Annotated in this window: 12 protein-coding genes; 3 read left to right on the forward strand and 9 right to left on the reverse strand. The window is 37.3% G+C overall.

Going from position 1 to position 18,091, the window contains the following annotated elements; translation table 11 throughout:
* Positions 1-2 precede the first annotated feature (2 nt).
* Positions 3-767, reverse strand: coding sequence for an ABC transporter ATP-binding protein (locus DUT69_RS05700; protein ID WP_113652133.1), 765 nt, complete (start codon positions 765-767; stop codon positions 3-5).
* Between the two features lie 213 nt (positions 768-980).
* The gene (gene carA / locus DUT69_RS05705; RefSeq protein WP_113652134.1) at positions 981-2,093 is read right to left on the reverse strand and encodes a glutamine-hydrolyzing carbamoyl-phosphate synthase small subunit; all 1,113 of its coding nucleotides are present in this window, start codon (positions 2,091-2,093) and stop codon (positions 981-983) included.
* 1,234 nt (positions 2,094-3,327) lie between these two features.
* Here carA and panB point away from each other — a divergent pair.
* A complete protein-coding gene (gene panB / locus DUT69_RS05710) occupies positions 3,328-4,143 on the forward strand; it encodes a 3-methyl-2-oxobutanoate hydroxymethyltransferase (RefSeq protein WP_113652135.1) in 816 nt (271 codons plus the stop codon).
* Positions 4,144-4,439: 296 nt separating this feature from the next.
* The gene (locus tag DUT69_RS05715; protein ID WP_113652136.1) at positions 4,440-5,135 is read left to right on the forward strand and encodes an RluA family pseudouridine synthase; all 696 of its coding nucleotides are present in this window, start codon (positions 4,440-4,442) and stop codon (positions 5,133-5,135) included.
* Here the strand turns inward: DUT69_RS05715 and DUT69_RS05720 are convergent, their stop codons facing one another.
* Positions 5,136-5,603 (reverse strand): hypothetical protein, encoded by a 468-nt coding sequence (locus DUT69_RS05720; protein WP_240186667.1) that lies wholly within the window; start codon positions 5,601-5,603, stop codon positions 5,136-5,138.
* 113 nt (positions 5,604-5,716) lie between these two features.
* On the opposite strand from DUT69_RS05720, the gene DUT69_RS05725 reads away from it, so the two are divergent.
* On the forward strand, positions 5,717-6,550 hold the full coding sequence (locus DUT69_RS05725) for a DUF3667 domain-containing protein (protein WP_113652137.1): 834 nt from the start codon (positions 5,717-5,719) through the stop codon (positions 6,548-6,550).
* A 59-nt stretch (positions 6,551-6,609) separates the two neighbouring features.
* Here the strand turns inward: DUT69_RS05725 and DUT69_RS05730 are convergent, their stop codons facing one another.
* The 6 genes from DUT69_RS05730 to DUT69_RS05755 form a co-directional block, all read right to left on the reverse strand.
* Entirely contained in the window at positions 6,610-8,052 is a 1,443-nt protein-coding gene (locus DUT69_RS05730) for a glycoside hydrolase family 30 protein (RefSeq protein WP_113652138.1), read from the reverse strand.
* 11 nt (positions 8,053-8,063) lie between these two features.
* Positions 8,064-10,379, reverse strand: a complete 2,316-nt coding sequence (locus tag DUT69_RS05735; RefSeq protein ID WP_113652139.1) for a glycoside hydrolase family 3 N-terminal domain-containing protein — start codon at positions 10,377-10,379, stop codon at positions 8,064-8,066.
* Between the two features lie 288 nt (positions 10,380-10,667).
* Positions 10,668-12,092 carry a RagB/SusD family nutrient uptake outer membrane protein gene (locus DUT69_RS05740; protein ID WP_113652140.1) on the reverse strand — a complete coding sequence of 475 codons (1,425 nt, stop codon included), beginning with the start codon at positions 12,090-12,092 and terminating at the stop codon, positions 10,668-10,670.
* 11 nt (positions 12,093-12,103) lie between these two features.
* A complete protein-coding gene (locus DUT69_RS05745; RefSeq protein ID WP_113652141.1) occupies positions 12,104-15,016 on the reverse strand; it encodes a SusC/RagA family TonB-linked outer membrane protein in 2,913 nt (970 codons plus the stop codon).
* Positions 15,017-15,313: 297 nt separating this feature from the next.
* Complete coding sequence (locus DUT69_RS05750) at positions 15,314-17,215, reverse strand: 7TM diverse intracellular signaling domain-containing protein (protein WP_113652142.1); 1,902 nt, start codon at positions 17,213-17,215, stop codon at positions 15,314-15,316.
* Positions 17,216-17,307: 92 nt separating this feature from the next.
* Positions 17,308-18,045, reverse strand: a complete 738-nt coding sequence (locus DUT69_RS05755; protein ID WP_113652143.1) for an SDR family NAD(P)-dependent oxidoreductase — start codon at positions 18,043-18,045, stop codon at positions 17,308-17,310.
* Positions 18,046-18,091: the final 46 nt, after the last annotated feature.

An 18,091-nucleotide genomic window follows, 5' to 3' on the forward strand; every position in this document is an offset into this window, starting at 1 on the left:
ATTTACTCTCTCCATTCTTGTCCGGTTAAACTGATAAAAACATCTTCCAGATTTGCTTTTTTAACCTCTTTTTTTCTCTCGAAACCGCTAGCAATTAGGTTGTCAATTAACTTGTCGGGCGTATCTAAGGCAATGATCTGACCTCGCTCTACAAAGGCAACTCTATCGCATAGTTGCTCTGCTTCATCCATATAATGCGTGGTAATTACCACCGTAGTACCTTGATTTCTGATATCTATAATTAAATCCCAAAGATTTCTTCTAGCTTGAGGGTCTAAACCTGTTGTCGGTTCATCCAGGAAAATAATTTTTGGAGAATTAATTAGGGTAGTGGCAATAGAAAAACGTTGTTTTTGACCGCCAGATAGCGCTTTATATTTTGCTTTGGCTTTATCCTGCAAGTTCACTTTACCTAACATTTCCATAGGGTCAATATCCGACCCGTATAATCCAGCAAATAATTCTAAAAGCTCAACTAAATTTAAATTTGGGTAGTAACCTGCCGCCTGAAGTTGTACGCCAATAATTTGTTTAATGGCATTTGCATCGTTGTCTATAGAAAAACCATTTACCAGTACTTCTCCCGAAGTTTTCTCTCTCAGGGTTTCAATGATTTCTAGTGTCGTAGTTTTGCCAGCACCGTTGGGGCCAAGTAAACCAAAAATCTCATTTTCGTAAACATCAAAGCTTAAGCCTTGCACCGCTTTAAAATCGTTATAGTTTTTAACAAGGTTTTTAACGCTTATTATCGCATTTTTCTGTTCCATGGTTTAAAATTAGTAAGGTTTGTGCGAATAGAAAATGATTTTTGCCTAAACGGCATTAATATGTTGATGAAATGATGCTTGAAAAGGATGGACGGTTTTATAAAAAATCTTAAATCAAAAAGGATGTTTGCCTTCACAAACATCCTTTTTATTATTTAAAGTTTGGGTAAAAAAATGCTAGAGCTTCAACTTCGTTAGCTTCAGCCTTTTTTATTACCAAGCTAGTTCGCCTTTAACCATGCTCACAAAATCATCAAACAAATAACGAGAATCGTGTGGGCCTGGAGAAGATTCTGGGTGATATTGAACCGAGAAAGCTTTTTTGCCTTTTACACGGATACCTTCTATAGAGTCGTCGTTTAAATTAACGTGTGTAATTTCAACTTTGTCAGATTTTCTAACCTCATCTGGTATAACACCAAAACCATGGTTTTGAGAGGTTACCTCGCAATGGTTTTTAATAATGTTTTTCACAGGGTGATTTAACCCACGATGACCGTTGAACATTTTCATGGTTCCAATTCCATTAGCTTCCGCCAACAATTGGTGGCCAAGGCAAATACCAAATAATGGTTTATCAGCCTCTAAAATAGATTTTACCGTATCAATTGCGTAATCCATTGCGCTCGGATCGCCAGGGCCATTTGAAATAAAATAACCGTTCGCTCCCCACTCATCCATTTCGGCAAAGGTTGTTTTGGCAGGATAAACTTTTACGTAGATATCTCTATCATCAAAATTGCGTAAGATGTTTTTCTTAATGCCTAAATCTAAAGCTGCTATCTTATAATTAGCTTCTGGATTACCGTAGTAGTACGCTTCTTTGGTAGAAACCTGAGATGAAAGCTCTAAACCGCTCATATCTGGTACCTCTGCAAGTTTTTTCTTTAATTGTTGCAAGTCGGTAATTTCAGATGAAATGATAGCATTCATTGCACCCTTGTTTCTAATATGACGAACCAAAGCCCTGGTGTCAATTTCAGAAATACCTACAATGTTTTCGCTTTGAAAATTGTCCTGAATAGATTCCGAAGCTTCTTTTCTGCTATACTGAATGTTAAAGTTTTTGCAAACCAAGCCGGCAATTTTTATCGAGCCAGATTCAATTTCGTCTTTGTGCATGCCGTAGTTACCAATATGTGCATTAGTGGTAACCATTATCTGGCCAAAGTAAGAGGGATCCGTAAAAACCTCCTGATAGCCAGTCATGCCAGTGTTAAAGCAAATTTCGCCAGTTGTTGTACCAATTTTTCCGGCAGCTTTACCATAAAAAACAGTGCCATCGGCCAATAACAAAATAGCTGGTAACTTGGTGTAGTTAGTCATTTTTTATAACAATAAGAGTTGAATGTGAAAAGCTCTTGCTCCTTTTGGAGGTAAGCGAATTAAGGAAAAAAGGAATGGAATTTGGTAACGAGCTACCGTTTTTAAATGCTAAAAAAGAAGTCTGACCGAACTCATTCATTTCAGGATACAAAGGTAGTTTTTTGACATCATTTTATAAAGGTTTTTTTACGTTTTTTGCATTTTTTATAAATGGGTAGTTTAAGCCTAGTTATGGTTAAGGGTTAATTCGGTACCGACAGATTTATAATAAAGATATCTATGCCATTTCTATTCAACTGTGGCTATCAGTTGCTAGCTGATATTATAATTGTTTGCTTGTTAGTCCTAACCACCGATGCGCACAGATGGACAGAGATTTTACGAATTCATCTGTGTTTATTCTTTTTATCTGTGGTTAACAGTTACCAATCGAATGTTATCATTTTATTAGAATTGGTTGCTTTTTAATACTAACCACCGATGCGCACAGATGGACACAGATTTTACGAATCATCTGTGTTTATTCTTTTTATCTGTGGTTAACAGTTACCAATCGAATGTTATCATTTTATTAGAATTGGTTGCTTTTTAATACTAACCACGGATGCGCACAGATGGACACAGATTTTACCAATTCATCTGTGTTTATTCTTTTATCTGTGGTTAACAGTTACCAATCGAATGTTATCATTTTATTCTAATTGTTTGCTTGTTAGTCCTAACCACGGATGCGCACAGATGGACACAGATTTTACGAATTCATCTGTGTTTATTCTTTTTATCTGTGGTTAACAGTTACCAATTGAATGTTATGATTTTATAGAATTGGTTGCTTATTAATACTAACCACCGATGCACACAGATGGACACAGATTTTACGAGTTCATCTGTGTTTATTCTTTTTATCTGTGGTTAACGACTACCAATTGAATGTTATCATTTTATTAGAATTGGTTGCTTTTTAATACTAACCACCGATGCACATAGATGGACACAGATTTTACGAATTTATCTGTGTTTATCTTTTTATTTGTGGTTAACGTTGCTCATTCATTTTTACTAACGACACACAAAGATATTGCTTGGTCCATCTCTGCATTTATTTTAGCTGTTGTTTCCATATTGCAACTCAAATATTCTCATCAACCTTTTCTAAATTGTTAATCTCGATCTTTTATCCTTGTTCTTTATTCCAAATAATAAACCATAAGTTTGCCTTACTAAACAAAATCAAATGTCTGTTAACAAAGAAATAAAGCGTATTACTACGCATATTTTGCAAGAGATGAAACAACGTGGCGAGCGTATTGCCATGTTAACCGCATACGATTATTCTATGGCTACCATTTTAGATGATGCTGGCTTAGATGTGTTACTCGTAGGCGACTCGGCCTCTAACGTAATGGCTGGTCATGAAACTACTTTGCCAATAACTCTAGATCAAATGATTTACCATGCCCAAAGTGTGGTGCGTGGCGCAACCAGAGCTTTTGTAGTAGTAGATCTACCTTTTGGTTCTTACCAAGGCAACTCCAAAGAAGCATTAAACTCTGCTATCAGAATTATGAAAGAGTCTGGCGCACACGGTGTAAAGTTAGAAGGTGGGGTAGAAATTATCGAATCAGTACAGCGAATTATTACTGCGGGCATCCCAGTAATGGGCCATTTGGGTTTAACACCTCAATCAATCTATAAATTCGGAACCTATACTGTTAGGGCAAAAGACGAAGCTGAAGCCAACAAGTTAAAAACAGATGTTCTTGCCTTGCAGGAAGCGGGCTGTTTCTCTGTAGTATTAGAGAAAATCCCTGCCAAGTTGGCCAAAGAAGTAACCGAAAGCATACATATTCCAACGATAGGCATTGGTGCAGGTCCAGATTGCGACGGACAAGTTTTGGTAGTAAACGATATGATTGGTTTAACCAAAGGTTTTAGACCAAGGTTTCTACGCCAATATTTAGATTTGTATAGTGGAATTAAGGACGCAGCACAATCGTACATTAAGGATGTAAAAGCAAGAGATTTCCCGAACGAGAAAGAACAATATTAATAGGAGCAAAGATTAAGGAATAAGGAACAAACATTCGGGAGTAAAGCATAGCTTTTAATAATTCGAAAAGCAAGAGCAGTTCTTGTCGGAAACATCAGTCCCGCTTTTTGTTTCAATTTTTTTGTGAGCGTCATCTCGAGCATGCTGAAAAATCTTCAACAAAAAGTATTTTCACTACAATCGGGTTTATTTAACAAAAGCCTCTTTTGCAAAACAAAACTCTAATCACTCAGTTTCAATACTAAATACTAAATACTAAATACTAAATACTAAATACTAAGACTCGATACCAAAATATGCCCATTACCGAATCTGATATTTTATACGAAGACAACCATCTAATTGCAATCAACAAACGTGCAGGCGACATAGTACAAGTCGACGAAACGGGCGATGAACCCTTAGACGAGCAGGTAAAAAAATACATCGCTACTAAATATAATAAGCCTAATGGTGCGTTTTTAGGTGTCGTGCATCGGTTAGATAGGCCCGTAAGCGGTGTAATACTTTTCGCTAAAACGAGCAAAGCCTTAGAGCGAATGAACGCTATATTTAAAAACAGGGAAGTTAGAAAAACGTATTTCGCTGTAGTAAAAAACAAACCAGCTCGCTTAGAAGGTAATCTAGTTCACTATTTAATTAAAAATCCAAAGAAAAACCTGGTTACAGCCTACAACAGAGAAGAGCCAAATAGCCAACGTTCTGAATTAAATTACAAGTTTGCCGGAGAAGTTGGTGGATTCTGTTTACTTCAGGTAAACCCAATTACCGGTCGCTCACATCAAATTAGGGTGCAATTATCGAGTATGCAATGCCCAATAGTAGGCGACAATAAATACGGTTATCCTCGAGGAAGTCGGAAAGGGAGCATCTGTTTGCACGCAAGGCAATTGGAATTTATTCACCCTGTGCAAAAAGAACCGGTTAAAATTTTTGCACCGCTACCAATAGATGGTTTTTGGGAAAGGTTCGAACATTTCCAGGTTTCGTAACTATTGACAGTCAACTTTTTCAAAAACTATCGATTGTCCGTAGGTTAGTGTCGGGGTATCTTTAAAAACCATTTTACCGTTTTTTTGCTCAACATCTCCAAACCCTTCTAAAAGTTGGTCGCCTTTTTTAATAAATGCAACTTGTCTAACAGATTCGGTTCCTTCCGAGTTGAAAGTATAATCCGCTAAAAGCGTATCTCCACGCATTTCGCCTTTTATAATTCCAGTGTTGCTGTCTTTTTCTCTCAATTTATAGTTTAGTTTTCCGCTAGTTACGTTACCACTTGTCATTAAGGTTAGCATAGCAGTATCACCATTTTTGGCGTATTTATAGCAGGTTTGCGAGGTAGACGATGTTATGTTGGTATCTAAACTGCTTGTATCTGTTGTGTTTTGATCTGTATTTCCGCTTTGGCAAGCAACAAATAAGCTAACTAGGGCAATTAATGATAGCAATTGAATCTTCATGGTATGGCGATTAAATAATAATAAAAACAGCAGCCATCGGAAAAAGTTTTAGCAAAACCGAAATTTGAATTGTAATTCTATTTAACGAAATTAGGATAAAGAATTATTGGCTTATGAATGCTGAACATTGCTTAAACTGCAACGCTGATTTGGTTTTAGGTCAGAAATTTTGCCTTAAATGCGGACAAGCAACTGTTCAGCATCGTTTTACTTTAACGCACTTTTTTCATGAGGGCTTCCATGCGTTTACGCATACCGATAAAGGCATTTTCTTTTTATTAAAAGAATTAGCGCTAAGGCCTGGAAAAGTAGTGCGAGAATACATAGGCGGTAAGCGTAAGAAATATTTTAATCCCTTTACCTTTTTCTTGTTGTTAGCAACCTTGTTTGTTTTTTCGAACAGTTTTGTTGGTACATCAGAGGCAACGAACAACAATGTTCCCGAAAGCATTAATAATACCGAAAATCCGGAGGTAAAAAGTATTGCAATGGCGCAATATGAAAGAGCCATTAAAGTTGCACACTTTACTAAAAAGCACGGAAATGTTTTATCTATGATTGCCGTACCCTTTTTAGCCTTATTTTTTTGGTTAGTTTTTTATCGCAAGTCCTACAACTACGCTGAACATTTGGTGGCTAATTTAATGTTTGTTGGTTTTTCTAACTTGGCATTTACTATTTTGGTTTTTCCGCTACAAGCTATTTCCAAAAATACAATTTGGGTGGCTTTTATTCCGTTGCTCGGCCTCGTTATACAGTTCGTTTATTATACCATCGCTTATAAAGGATTTATGCAGTTGTCAGGGTTTGGACGAACCTTAAAAATCGCTTTTTATAGTTTGTTGGCTATTATACTTTGGGTTATTTTGAGCATGCTCGCAATGGCAGTGTACGTTTATCAAGATTGGCATTTTTACGAGTTTTTTAGTAGAATGGCTATAAAATAGAAAATCCCGATTTTCATCGGGATTAACTAAATCAATCATAACAGACGTATGAAAAATCTTTACCAAACATAGGTACCGGCTGCGCCTGCTGGTAATGTTGTGGTTACCATTTTGCCATTGTTTTTAATATTAAAAACTTGGTCTGCATTGCTGGTATTCATCACAATAAGTACTTTTTTACCATCTACATTCTTAAATGCTACGTTGCTTAACGTGCTACTTAAGGTAGAATTGATTCTAACAGAGCCTGGCCTTACAAATTTAGAAGCATGACCGATAACATAATATGCAACATTCCTGGTTACGGCTGGGGCAATGGTTATAGCGCCCAAACAATTTGTGCAACCTCCATCTGGGGTGTGCGGATTGTAATTTGCATCCGCTGCTAAGTTCCACTCTAATACGTTTCGGCTCCAGTTTCTAGTAGCGCCAACTATTAATGTACTTACATGCCATTTCAAATCTTCGGCAAAATTACCAGGGCCACCAACCCATTGTTCTGTAAAATAAATGTGCTTATCGGGATAAGCATTACGTACTTGGCTAAGCGCCGAAATATTGCCGGCATATAAGTGAAATGCAGAACCATCTACATATTTGCTGGCGTCTGCATCAGCTAAAATTGTCATTGGATAATCGGGACGATCGGCATTGTGATCGTAGAGGATAATTTTTGTCTTTATGCCAGCTTGCTGAAAAGCAGGACCTAGAGCTGTTTTAATAAAATTAGCTTGGTCTTTAGCTTCCATTAATAAACTTGGCGTATTGCCCGGATGCAATGGCTCATTTTGGATTGTTATAGCATCAATAGTAATGCCTTGGGTTTTCATTGCCTCAATGTATTTAATAAAATACTTGGCGTAAGCTTGGTAATATTCTGGCTTTAAACTACCGCCTTTGTAGGCGTTGTTGGTTTTCATCCAAGTTGGCGGTGTCCAAGGAGAACCTAAAATTTTGATGTTCGGATTTACAGCAAGGATTTTTTTAAGCACAGGCACCAAATCAGTCATTTCCTCAGCAATAGAAAAATGCTCCATATTTACATCGGTTTGCCCAGCCGGACGCTCGTTGTAAGTAAACACTTTCGCACTCAAATCTGATGCGCCAATACTTACGCGGATGTAGCTAACGCCGATCGCATTTTCCTCGGTAGAAAATAATTCCTTAATTAAAGCGTCTTTCTCGACTGAAGGCAACTCGTTGATTAAAGTTGCGCTTCCGCCAGTTAAAGTGTAGCCAAAACCATCAATAGATTGGTAGGTTTGGGTATCATCAACTTCAATGGTAGTGCTACTGTTATTTGTGGCAGTAAAGTTTAAAGCTACATTTTGTTTTTGCAGCAAAACTGATCTATCGCCTTTGGTTAGCCATAAAGCTACGTCGCTAGCTACGGGATTTGTAATAGGCGGGGTAGTGCCTCCATCTGTATTTTTAACAGCTTTTTTACAGGCGCAGGAAGCGAGAACAATGGAAAGGACGATACAGCAATTTAATAATTTCATACGGCTAAAATTTAGGGGGTGTAATTGAAGTTAATTTTTTGGTTGCCCAATTGAACAGTGAATTCGCCTTCGCCAGTTACGGTTTTTAATTCGGCATTTACATAAGCTATATCCTCTGGCTTAATTTTAAAGGTTACTGTTTTGCTTTCTCCGGCTTTTAAATCAATTTTATCAAAGCCTCTCAAACGTTTTACATCCGGACTGATATCACTCGCATATAAATCAGAAATGTACAATAAAACGCTTTCCTTTCCACTTACTTTTCCGGTGTTGCTTACCTTAACCGATAGGCTTAGCGTTTCGCCTTTTTTTAGCGTAGCGCTACTTAATTTTATATCGCTGTAAGTAAAAGTAGTGTAGCTTAAACCATGGCCAAATACGTACTGTGGGTTGTAATCTGCATCGTAATTGTAAACGCCTTCGGTAGTTTCTCTAGACTCGGACGGTTTGTGATAATAGGTAAATAATGCGTTAGGAAATTGTGGGTACGTGTAAGGCAATTTTCCCGAAGGATTTACATCGCCGTATAATACATCAGCAATTGCATCGCCACCAAAGTTTCCTGGTAAATAAGATTGTAAAATAGCACTCATGTTTTTCTCAAACTTGCTTATTACCCTTGGCCTACCTTCATTTAAAACTAAAATAATGGTTTTACCCGTTGAAGCTAGTTTTTGTGCTAATTCGGTCTGTAAGTCAGATATATATAAGTCGCTTAAGTTGCCTGGTGTTTCGGTGTAAGTGTTTTCGCCTAAACAAAGTACTATAACATCTGCATTTTTTGCTGCTGCGATGGTTTCATCCATTTTGTCGGCATAATCTTCGAAGTATTTTCCATCCATTTTATAGCTAACACCTGGTAAATAAGTTACATTGCTAGCACCAACCTTATTTTGCATTGCTTTTACAATCGTATTGTAGTTTTTAGCGAATTCTTCAACTTTTTCGCCTTGCCAAGAGTAGGTCCAAGCGCCGTTTAAAGTACGCATAGAATTTGCATTAGGGCCAGTTACCAAAACTTTAGCCGTTTTGCTCAAAGGCAAAGCACTTTTGGTATTTTTTAACAGCGTAATAGATTCTGCTGCGGTGTTATAAGCAGCTTTTTCAAACTCCTTACTACCAAATTTCGGATAATCTTTAATGTTGGTGGTTGGTTTTTCGAATAGGTTTAACTCATATTTTACAATCAGGATTTTTCTAACTGCATCGTCAATACGTTCTTGTTTTACTTTGCCTTCCTTTACGGCTGCAATTAAATCATCGCAAAAAGGCTCGTAGTTGTACGCAATCATAGACATGTCTATACCAGCATTAATAGCCATGATTACCGCCTCTTTATTGCTTGATGCAACGCGATCACGCTTGTGCAAGTTTTCTATATCTCCCCAATCTGTAACTACTAAACCTTTAAAGCCCAATTCTTCTTTTAGTAATTTGGTAAGGATTTTATAATTGGCATGAACAGGAACGCCATTGATTAAACCAGAATTTATCATGATGGTTTTTGCACCTGCGGCAATAGCAGCTCTAAACGCCGGCAAATGATATTCTCGTAAAGCCTGGTCAGAAATAATTGCTGGAGTTCTATCTTTTCCAGAAACTGGAACTTGATAACCTAAAAAATGTTTTATGGAAGAAGCCACTTTAAAAGGATTTGATACGTCGTTATCATCGCCTTCTAGACCTTTAATCATTTCCTTACCTAATTCGGTTACTAAAAATGGGTCTTCGCCAAAGCTTTCCCACTGGCGAGGAAATCTTGGGTCGGCGCCTAAATCTAAAATAGGAGAGAAGTTCCAAGGAATGGCACTTGCACGAGTTTCGTAAGCGGTAATGCTAGCACCATTTTTAACTAAGGCACGGTTAAATGTTGCAGCTTGTCCAATTTGTTGTGGAAACATTGTTGCACCAACGGTATAGGTTGCTCCATGAACTTCGTCTACGCCATAAATTACCGGAATTTTATTTTTGCCTTGTTTAGTTACAACGTTTTGTATTTCGTTAATAATATTATACCAAACTTGAGGAGTTCTTGCTCTGTTGTTTGAGGTATTTAAAACCGAGCCAACGTGATATTGAAGCAAGGCTTTATCCATTGCTTTTTTATCTAACGTAAAAGGCTCATCGCTAGTGTAACGGTCTTTACCTGTTCCAATAACATCTAAAGTAATTTGTGCCATTTGGCCAACTTTTTCTTCCAGCGTCATTTTAGCTAAAAGCGAATTAACCTTTTGGTCTATTGCCGTTTTACTTTGTTTCTGCTGTGCAAATAAGGTAGTAGCGGCTAAAAAAAGGAGAAGCGTTAGACTATAGTTTTTTATGTTCATGGTTATTTATTTAGATGGCTTTAAAAGCTAAATTACTTGTTATCTTGAGCTTTAACCATCGTTAACGGTGTAAAATAAGAGCGTTTACTTTAGTTGGCTTATTAAAAATCAATTTTGCTGATACGCTTTAACCGCAATATAAATGTGCGTTTTTAAGGTATTGGATGAGTTTTTTAACGTTTTGGGCGTAGCCTGAAAAGCTTTTTTGATACGCTTTAAACACAAGCTTGTGTTGTGGTAAAATGCAGTATAAAAACAGCCTAAACTATTTTTATACTGCAAGTTTTATTATCTAATATTCGGATTTCTATCCTGCTCTGCTTGAGGAATAGGGAAAAGTAACTTTACGGCAGTTACATTGTAATTTAAAAGATTGTTGTTGCCATCTCTTTGAGCATTCATAACTGCAATAGCACGATTGGTACGTAATAAATCGAACCAGCGATGACCTTCGAAAGCTAACTCCAAACGGCGTTCTTTTTCTATTGCAGTGCGCATTAAAGCTTGACTGTTAGCCGGTGTTCCGCCCAAATTAACACGTAAGCGAATTTCGTCTACTATGGTTTTTGCTGCAGACCATCCTGTTGCGCTTAACTCGTTCAATGCCTCAGCTTTTAATAACTTAATATCTGCCAAACGCAAAATGTAAGAGTTAGCCAAATCATCATTACGGTATTTGTTAATAAATGGATAGTTTGCCTTGCTCCAATAATCGTCAGACCAACCTTCTGTGTTCACATTTCTGAAACTAACGCTACTGTTTTTACGAATTAAATCACCTTCTGCATCAAAAGCAGCAATTAAATCGTTAGTTGGCGTGCAGAAACGTTTCCAACCAGTACCAACAATTACGCCGGTCATCCAGTTTCCACGTCCGCTTGGGCCACCCCAACCATCATACTGCATTTCCCAAATAGATTCGCTGTTGTTTTTGTGCGCACCATCAAACAAGTGATCAAATGAGCCTACTAAGCTGTAACCGCCAGATATAGTTGCATCAGCGTATTGCTGAACTTTTGCCCAATCTGGATTAGGTTTTGAAGCATAAACCTTTGCTAATAGAGCATTTACAATGCCTTTGGTAATGATACCTTTATTTGGCGCTGTAGCACGCACGTTTGGCAATGCCGATTCTAAATCTGCAATGATTTGTGCATAAACTTCATCTACCGTAGCACGAGGTTTTTGCATTTCTTCTAAATTGGTTGGCGATTTTAGAATTAGTGGAACACCACCCCACAAACGAACCAAATGGAAATAGAAGTAAGCTCTTAATGTAGATGCTTCTCCTAAAATTTGGTTTCTTCTGCCGTTTGCATCTAAAGCCGGATCTTGGATATTCGGCACATTTTCCAATACCTCGTTGGCATTTTTAATGTTCGAATAAAGCCCGCTCCAATCTCTTCCAACGTTACCATTGGTAGCGTTTGCGGTAAATAAATCAATTTGAATGTTTGCAGGGTTATCACCACCAGCGTAAGCATTGTCTGAGGTTACATCACCGTTTACCATGTAATCCCAAATATGGTAATCGTTATACATGCCACCATAAGCACCTGCCATTAACTTTTCAGCACCTGCAGCGGTAGTAAAAGCAACGTCACCAGTAACTTGATTAAACGGCTGCTTGTCTAAAAAATCTTTTTTGCAACCACTTTGCACAGTAAGTACAATTGTTGCGGCCGCTACTAACGAATATATATTTAATTTCATCTTCTTAATTCTTAAAATCCAACATTAACACCAAATAAGAAACTTCTCGATTGCGGATAAGTTCCATAATCTACACCCATTGATGGGCCATTAGCAGAATTTACGTTAACTTCTGGATCTAGTCCCGAATATTTTGTAAACGTTAGCAAGTTGTAACCAGTGGCGAATAAAGTAACCTTACTCATTTTTAATTTTTCAAGCGCTGATGCGCCGAAACTATACGATAGTGTAGCTGTTTTTAAACGTAGGTAAGATGCGTTTTCTACAAAGCGACTAGAAGTTAACGAGTTTTCTGAACTTGCTCTTAACGCTTTAGGTATGTTAGTGATCTGACCCGGAGTAGTCCATCTGTCTAAAACTGCCGCAGATTGGTTTTTAGAATCAAACATACCCTCTAAATCAATTCTAGAAGCATTGAACAACTGATTTCCTTGTACCCCTTGGAAGAAAACATTTAGTCCCCAGTTGCCGTAAGTAAAGTTATTGGTAATGCCGTAAATAAATTTAGGTTGTGCCGAACCAATGAAAGTTCTATCATCTGGATCTGCAGAACCTGTAACACCATTTCCGTTTAAATCTGCATATTGGGCGGCACCGTTTGTAGGATTAACACCAGTAAACACATAGCCATAGAAACTTCCCAATGGTCTGCCAGCAACTACACGTACAGCATCATCACGTTCGTACAAAGACGCAAAGTTTAGAGATTGTGTGGTAGCGCCTAAATCAGTTACTTTATTTCTGTTGATTGAAAAGTTCAAATCAGTTGTCCATTGGAATTTTTCGCGGTCGAAGTTTTTAGTTGATAATACAAATTCTAAACCTTTGTTTTCCATCGAGCCTACGTTGTAAGCTTGGCTACCGAAGCCAGACGACGGAGGCAATTGAACGTTAATTAGCAAATCGTTGGTTTTCTTCAAATATGCATCGGCAGTAAATGTAACCCTGTTATTAAACATCGTTAAATCTAAACCGATGTTTGTTTGCGTTGTTTTTTCCCATGATAAAGCATCGTTTGCAGGGTTTTGAAGATTGTATTCGCCTTGCGCATTTATACCATAAAGTTTCATGTAAGCGTAGTCTCCAATACCTTCATCATTACCAACTTTACCCCAGCTACCGCGAATCTTTAAATCGTTAATCGTTTTGCTGTCTTTCATAAACTCCTCAGCAGAAATTCTCCAACCTGCAGAAACTGATGGGAAATAACCGAAACGGTTTTCCTTAGCAAATCTTGACGAACCATCGGCTCTAAAGTTCGAGCTGAACAAATATTTATTGTCGTAAGAGTAAGAAATACGAGCTAAATAGGATTGTTTGCTCCATTGTGCACGTTGTGGTATGGTTAACGCAACAGATGGTGCAATCGGGTTTCCAGAAGTATCAAAGAAACGAGTTCGCTCATTGTTGTTGTATTTCCAATCAGACGATTGTAAGGTGTAACCACCAGTTGCAGTAAATAAGTTTTTGCCGAAATTTTTAGTATAGTTTAAAATATTCTCATTTAACCAAACGTTTTCGTTTGTTCTGTTATCACGATAAACACCTCTTTCTTGGCGGCCATATGTAGTTAAGAAATTATCTGTAGCGTAACGATAAAAGTTCTTGTTCGAGTTTGTACTGATAGTCGATTTGAAATATAAATCTTTGGTAAAGTTTACTTGAGCGCCAAACGCACCAATAAACCTAAAGTTTCTATTTCTGTTATCAGAACCGAAGGCTAGAGCTAATGGATTATCCCAACCACCAGCATTCGGAATGGTTGTATACTGTCCGTTTGGTTCAAAAATGCCAATAGTAGGAGGGGTAGTTAATGCACCTAAAATTACACCACCACGAGAAACACTGCTATTATCGCCAACGTCTATAGAATTGCTTGAGGTTAGTACCGCATTACCAGTTAATTTTAACCAAGAGGTAATGTTTTGCGAGCCGTTGAAGTTAACGGTATAACGATCTAATTTTGCAGGAGATACTACACCTTTGTCTTGTTGGTAGCCACTCGAAAAATAATACTGACCGCCTTTTACGCCACCCGACAAGGAAACTTGGTATTGATTCTGCGTTCCAGTACCAAAGGTTTCTTTTTGCCAATCTGTATTGCTATTGCCACCAAAACTAGTGTAACCCATTTCGGTCATCAAAGCTCTGTACTGATCGCTGTTTAACACATCTTGTTTCTGCCAAAAGTTAGAGAAACCCGTAAATGCGTTAAAAGCAACTTGTAATTTACCTGCAGAACCTGTTTTAGTAGTGATTAATACTACACCGTTAGCACCACTAGAACCATAAATAGCCGCCGCAGAAGCATCCTTTAAAATGGTCATCGACTCAATGTCGTTAGCGTTTATAAAGCTTGCATCTCTAGACGTTACTCCATCAATTACATATAAAGGACTATTTGAAGCCGTAATGGAAGTGTTACCTCTAATGCTGATAGAAATACCTGCACCCGGTTTACCAGATTGCGAGCTTACTTGTACACCCGCCGCACGACCTTGAATTGCTTGCAATGGATTGGTTATTGGTTGGTTTTCTAAATCTTTGGCAGAAACCGAAACAACCGAAGTTGTTAAATCTTTTTTGGTAGTTGTACCATAACCAATAACAACAACCTCGTTAAGCTGGTTGTTATCTTCAGAAAGCGTCGTGTTAATGGTAGTTCTATTGTTTACATTTTCTTCTATAGTTTTAAAACCAACAAATGAAAATGTTAAAACCGCATTTGGAAGCGCTTTAAGTTTGTATGTTCCGTTTGTTTCTGTTGATGCACCGAACTGCGTGCCTTTTACTTTTACTGATACACCAGGAATCGGCAGACCTTGCTGATCTTTAACCTGGCCAGTTATTGTAATTTCTTGAGCTAGGGCGAAACCTACACTACAAAAAAGAAGTACAATAAACAGCGTAAATTTTTTTGTCATAATCTTTTGGTTAGTTACAATTTATAATTAGTTGGAGTAAAGTTAAGTGCATTTGAGGGTTAAATGCAAGGACTTAAGGATGAAAATTTAGTGTAACTTGTTGATAATTAGTTTATTGTGATTAATTCGATACGCTTCGGTACCCTAACTTACTTGTTAGCTTTAACGCTGATTTACAGTAGTTAAACACCAACTTAAAGTTGCGGACATTACTTAACATGATACGCTTAAATACCCTTGATTTTTTTTGTAAGATAGAATCTTAAATAACAAAAAAATGACAGACTTGACTGGGCTTTAATCTAAAACCAAAAGACTCCAACCGTTTTTATTCGCTTTTTTGAGGGATGATTTACGCTCCTCCATAATGGTTTTTATACGGCTACCGTAAGTCCAGCAGGTACTTTGCCTAATGTTTAGCACTTCAGAGAGTTTATGAGAAGAGATCTTTCCTTTGGTAGAGTAGATCAGGAAGATCATGTAAAATGCTTTGTTTATCGGAATGCGGGTGTTATGGAAAACGGTGTAACTCGTTACCGATTCTTCGTAGGCGCATTTGCTACAACGCCTACTGTGCGCAACATGACCTGGATAAAAATGTGTGTTTTTGCACTTTTTGCATACGTAGCCATTTTTCCATTTCAGCTCTGCTAAAAACTCGTTACAACTTTCCTTATCAGGGTAGATTTTACTGAACTCTTCAAAGTCAACATCCGCACTCATTACCCGGTCTCTGGTAACTTTCTCTACGTTAATTTGTAACTCATGATTGTCTTGTTCTAACAAAACATTCATTCGTGAAATCTCTTCGGCTTGTTGCAACAAGCGTTCGTTAACTTTTAGAAGTTCCTCATTTTTAGCCTCGATAATTATCGATTTATGGAAAACCTCTTTTGTCCGCTCATTAACTTGTCGTTCTAGTTCTTTGTTCAGGTTGTCTTTAAGTTTGCCGTTAACGGCCATTTGCTGTATAATCTGGCGTTGTGCTTTTTCCTTTTTTCTTTTAAGGATGCTCACTTTATCTCCTATGGCAAACGAGAGAAATACCATTTCGAGTACAAAACAGAAGCTAAGACTATAGTAAGAAATTACACCAAAGTTTAGCCAGCTAATACCTAGCATAATTAATAGCTTTAAAACAAAACCAAAAAACAGGAAACTGTAGCCAAGAACAAAGAAACGAGCCGGCTGATAACCTTTTCTGAAAATATAAATACCCGTAAAGAACGCTACCGAAAGCGGTATGAATTCTAAAAATTTATAATTGAAAAGATTTTGATCAAAAACTAAACAATAAACAAAAAATAAAGATCTAACAGCGATGAGACCGATGATTAATCGGTTAAGTTTAGGTGCTTTTGCTTTTACAAACAATAGTTCTCTGGTAAAAAGCAAGGCGAAAATGCTTGTTGCGTACAGAAAGAATGCGTAGGCAATCTGATTCCAGCCGGGTGCATTGGGCCAAAGGTATTGGTAGGCAATGCCATCGTTGCTCATCTCAAAAAGACCAACACTTATATTGTACAATACATAAAAAAGATATTGTTTTTGGCGCATGGCGATGAACATGATGAGGTTGTAAAAGCTAAAAACCAAAATCATTCCGTAAAAAATACCGAAATAGAAGTATTCGTCTAACGCATAGGAGATAAACCAGTTAACCGATCTTAAAACGATAATTACGTCGGAAATTTGAGAAGAGCGGATTTTAAAATAATAAACTTGGGTTTGATCATGATCATTCGCTAGGTAAACCTCAAAATTTTTATGGCTTAACGTTCTGTCGGCAAAGTTTAGTTTATCGCCTAGCTCTTTTACGATATAGCTTCCATCACCCTGTGGCAAGTAAACCGTTATATGATCTATAGTTTGGTCAAAAAATTCTAGTAGAAACCTGTTATCGGCTTTGCTATTATGTTTTATTTTGATTTTTGCCCAGTAGCTTGTATTTAGGGAAGTAGTTTGAGGCGTGCTTCTTTCGCTAGGTTCAAATTTACTACTAAATGCTTCGCTTTTAATTTGCTCAAATGTGAAACTGTTTTTTTCGTCTTTTAAAACTTCTACTTCTGCAAAATTAAAGATGTGTTGTTTAACGTTATCATTAATCTGTACAGGTTTTTGCGCCCATAAATTACCGCAAAAAAGCCAAAATATAAAAAAAGGAAGTGCTTTAACTGCACTAGAAATTAACCTAACCATAACCGAGATGAACTACAAATGTAATAGAAACTGACTAGGAACTGCTCTTTTACAATGGAAAGTGATATTCGCGTTACTTAGGTGGCAATGGGCTAAATATCGTTTACATTAACCAATGCGCCATTTTCTATGTTGGTTGAGTGATCAACTTCGAAGATTTTTTTGCCAACTGTTGATGGGTTTGCTAATGAATTTGAAGCTTTTAATTCTAAGAAACGGTCTAATGATGCGAAATTTTCTTTCTCGGTAGCACGAATTTTTGTTTGCATTTCGGTGTCGACAACACCCGGGTATACTGCTATGATTTTAGCGGGGTTAGTTTTGGTTTCCTGTTCTGCTGCTACGGTTTTTGTCATCATATCTATAGCAGCCTTGGTAGCACTATATACGCTCCAGCCTGGGTAAGTTTTGTAGGCGGCTCCAGACGAAATATTTATGATGCTTTTTTTGCAAACCCAAGATTTGGTAAGCGAAAGAAATAGGGAAGAAAGTACAAGCGGAGCAATGGTATTTAAATTTACGGTTTTAGCAATATCTTGAGGCTGAATATTTTCTAAAGTCGAAATCTTGCCCAAAGTGCCGGCATTGTTAATCAAAGTTATTTTTTCTATTGTAGTTTCATCAAGTTGTTTTATTAGATCGATTAAACATTTTTCTAGTTTATCAACCTCATTAAGATCTATAGCGATTTGGGTTATCTGCTTATAGCTGGGATCGTTATTTTTTGTTCTAGCTAAAGATAAAATTTCAAAACCATTTGTCTGGTAAGCTTCAACAATTCCTTTGCCTATTCCTTTGTTTCCGCCAGTAATAATTAATACGTTTTTCATTTTATGAAGATAACCTTTTCAAATTTTAATGCTTGATGTAAAATGA

Source organism: Pedobacter namyangjuensis, from assembly GCF_003313325.1.
GTDB lineage: Bacteria > Bacteroidota > Bacteroidia > Sphingobacteriales > Sphingobacteriaceae > Pedobacter > Pedobacter namyangjuensis.

Bases quoted from the DNA above. Each gene is read 5' to 3' on its own strand.
- carA (WP_113652134.1), bottom strand. From the start codon at position 2,093: ATGACTAACTACACCAAGTTACCAGCTATTTTGTTATTGGCCGATGGC.
- DUT69_RS05735 (WP_113652139.1), bottom strand. From the start codon at position 10,379: ATGAACATAAAAAACTATAGTCTAACGCTTCTCCTTTTTTTAGCCGCT.
- DUT69_RS05755 (WP_113652143.1), bottom strand. From the start codon at position 18,045: ATGAAAAACGTATTAATTATTACTGGCGGAAACAAAGGAATAGGCAAA.
- DUT69_RS05700 (WP_113652133.1), bottom strand. From the start codon at position 767: ATGGAACAGAAAAATGCGATAATAAGCGTTAAAAACCTTGTTAAAAAC.
- DUT69_RS05715 (WP_113652136.1), top strand. From the start codon at position 4,440: ATGCCCATTACCGAATCTGATATTTTATACGAAGACAACCATCTAATT.
- DUT69_RS05750 (WP_113652142.1), bottom strand. From the start codon at position 17,215: ATGGTTAGGTTAATTTCTAGTGCAGTTAAAGCACTTCCTTTTTTTATA.
- DUT69_RS05740 (WP_113652140.1), bottom strand. From the start codon at position 12,092: ATGAAATTAAATATATATTCGTTAGTAGCGGCCGCAACAATTGTACTT.
- DUT69_RS05730 (WP_113652138.1), bottom strand. From the start codon at position 8,052: ATGAAATTATTAAATTGCTGTATCGTCCTTTCCATTGTTCTCGCTTCC.
- DUT69_RS05720 (WP_240186667.1), bottom strand. From the start codon at position 5,603: ATGAAGATTCAATTGCTATCATTAATTGCCCTAGTTAGCTTATTTGTT.
- panB (WP_113652135.1), top strand. From the start codon at position 3,328: ATGTCTGTTAACAAAGAAATAAAGCGTATTACTACGCATATTTTGCAA.
- DUT69_RS05745 (WP_113652141.1), bottom strand. From the start codon at position 15,016: ATGACAAAAAAATTTACGCTGTTTATTGTACTTCTTTTTTGTAGTGTA.
- DUT69_RS05725 (WP_113652137.1), top strand. From the start codon at position 5,717: ATGAATGCTGAACATTGCTTAAACTGCAACGCTGATTTGGTTTTAGGT.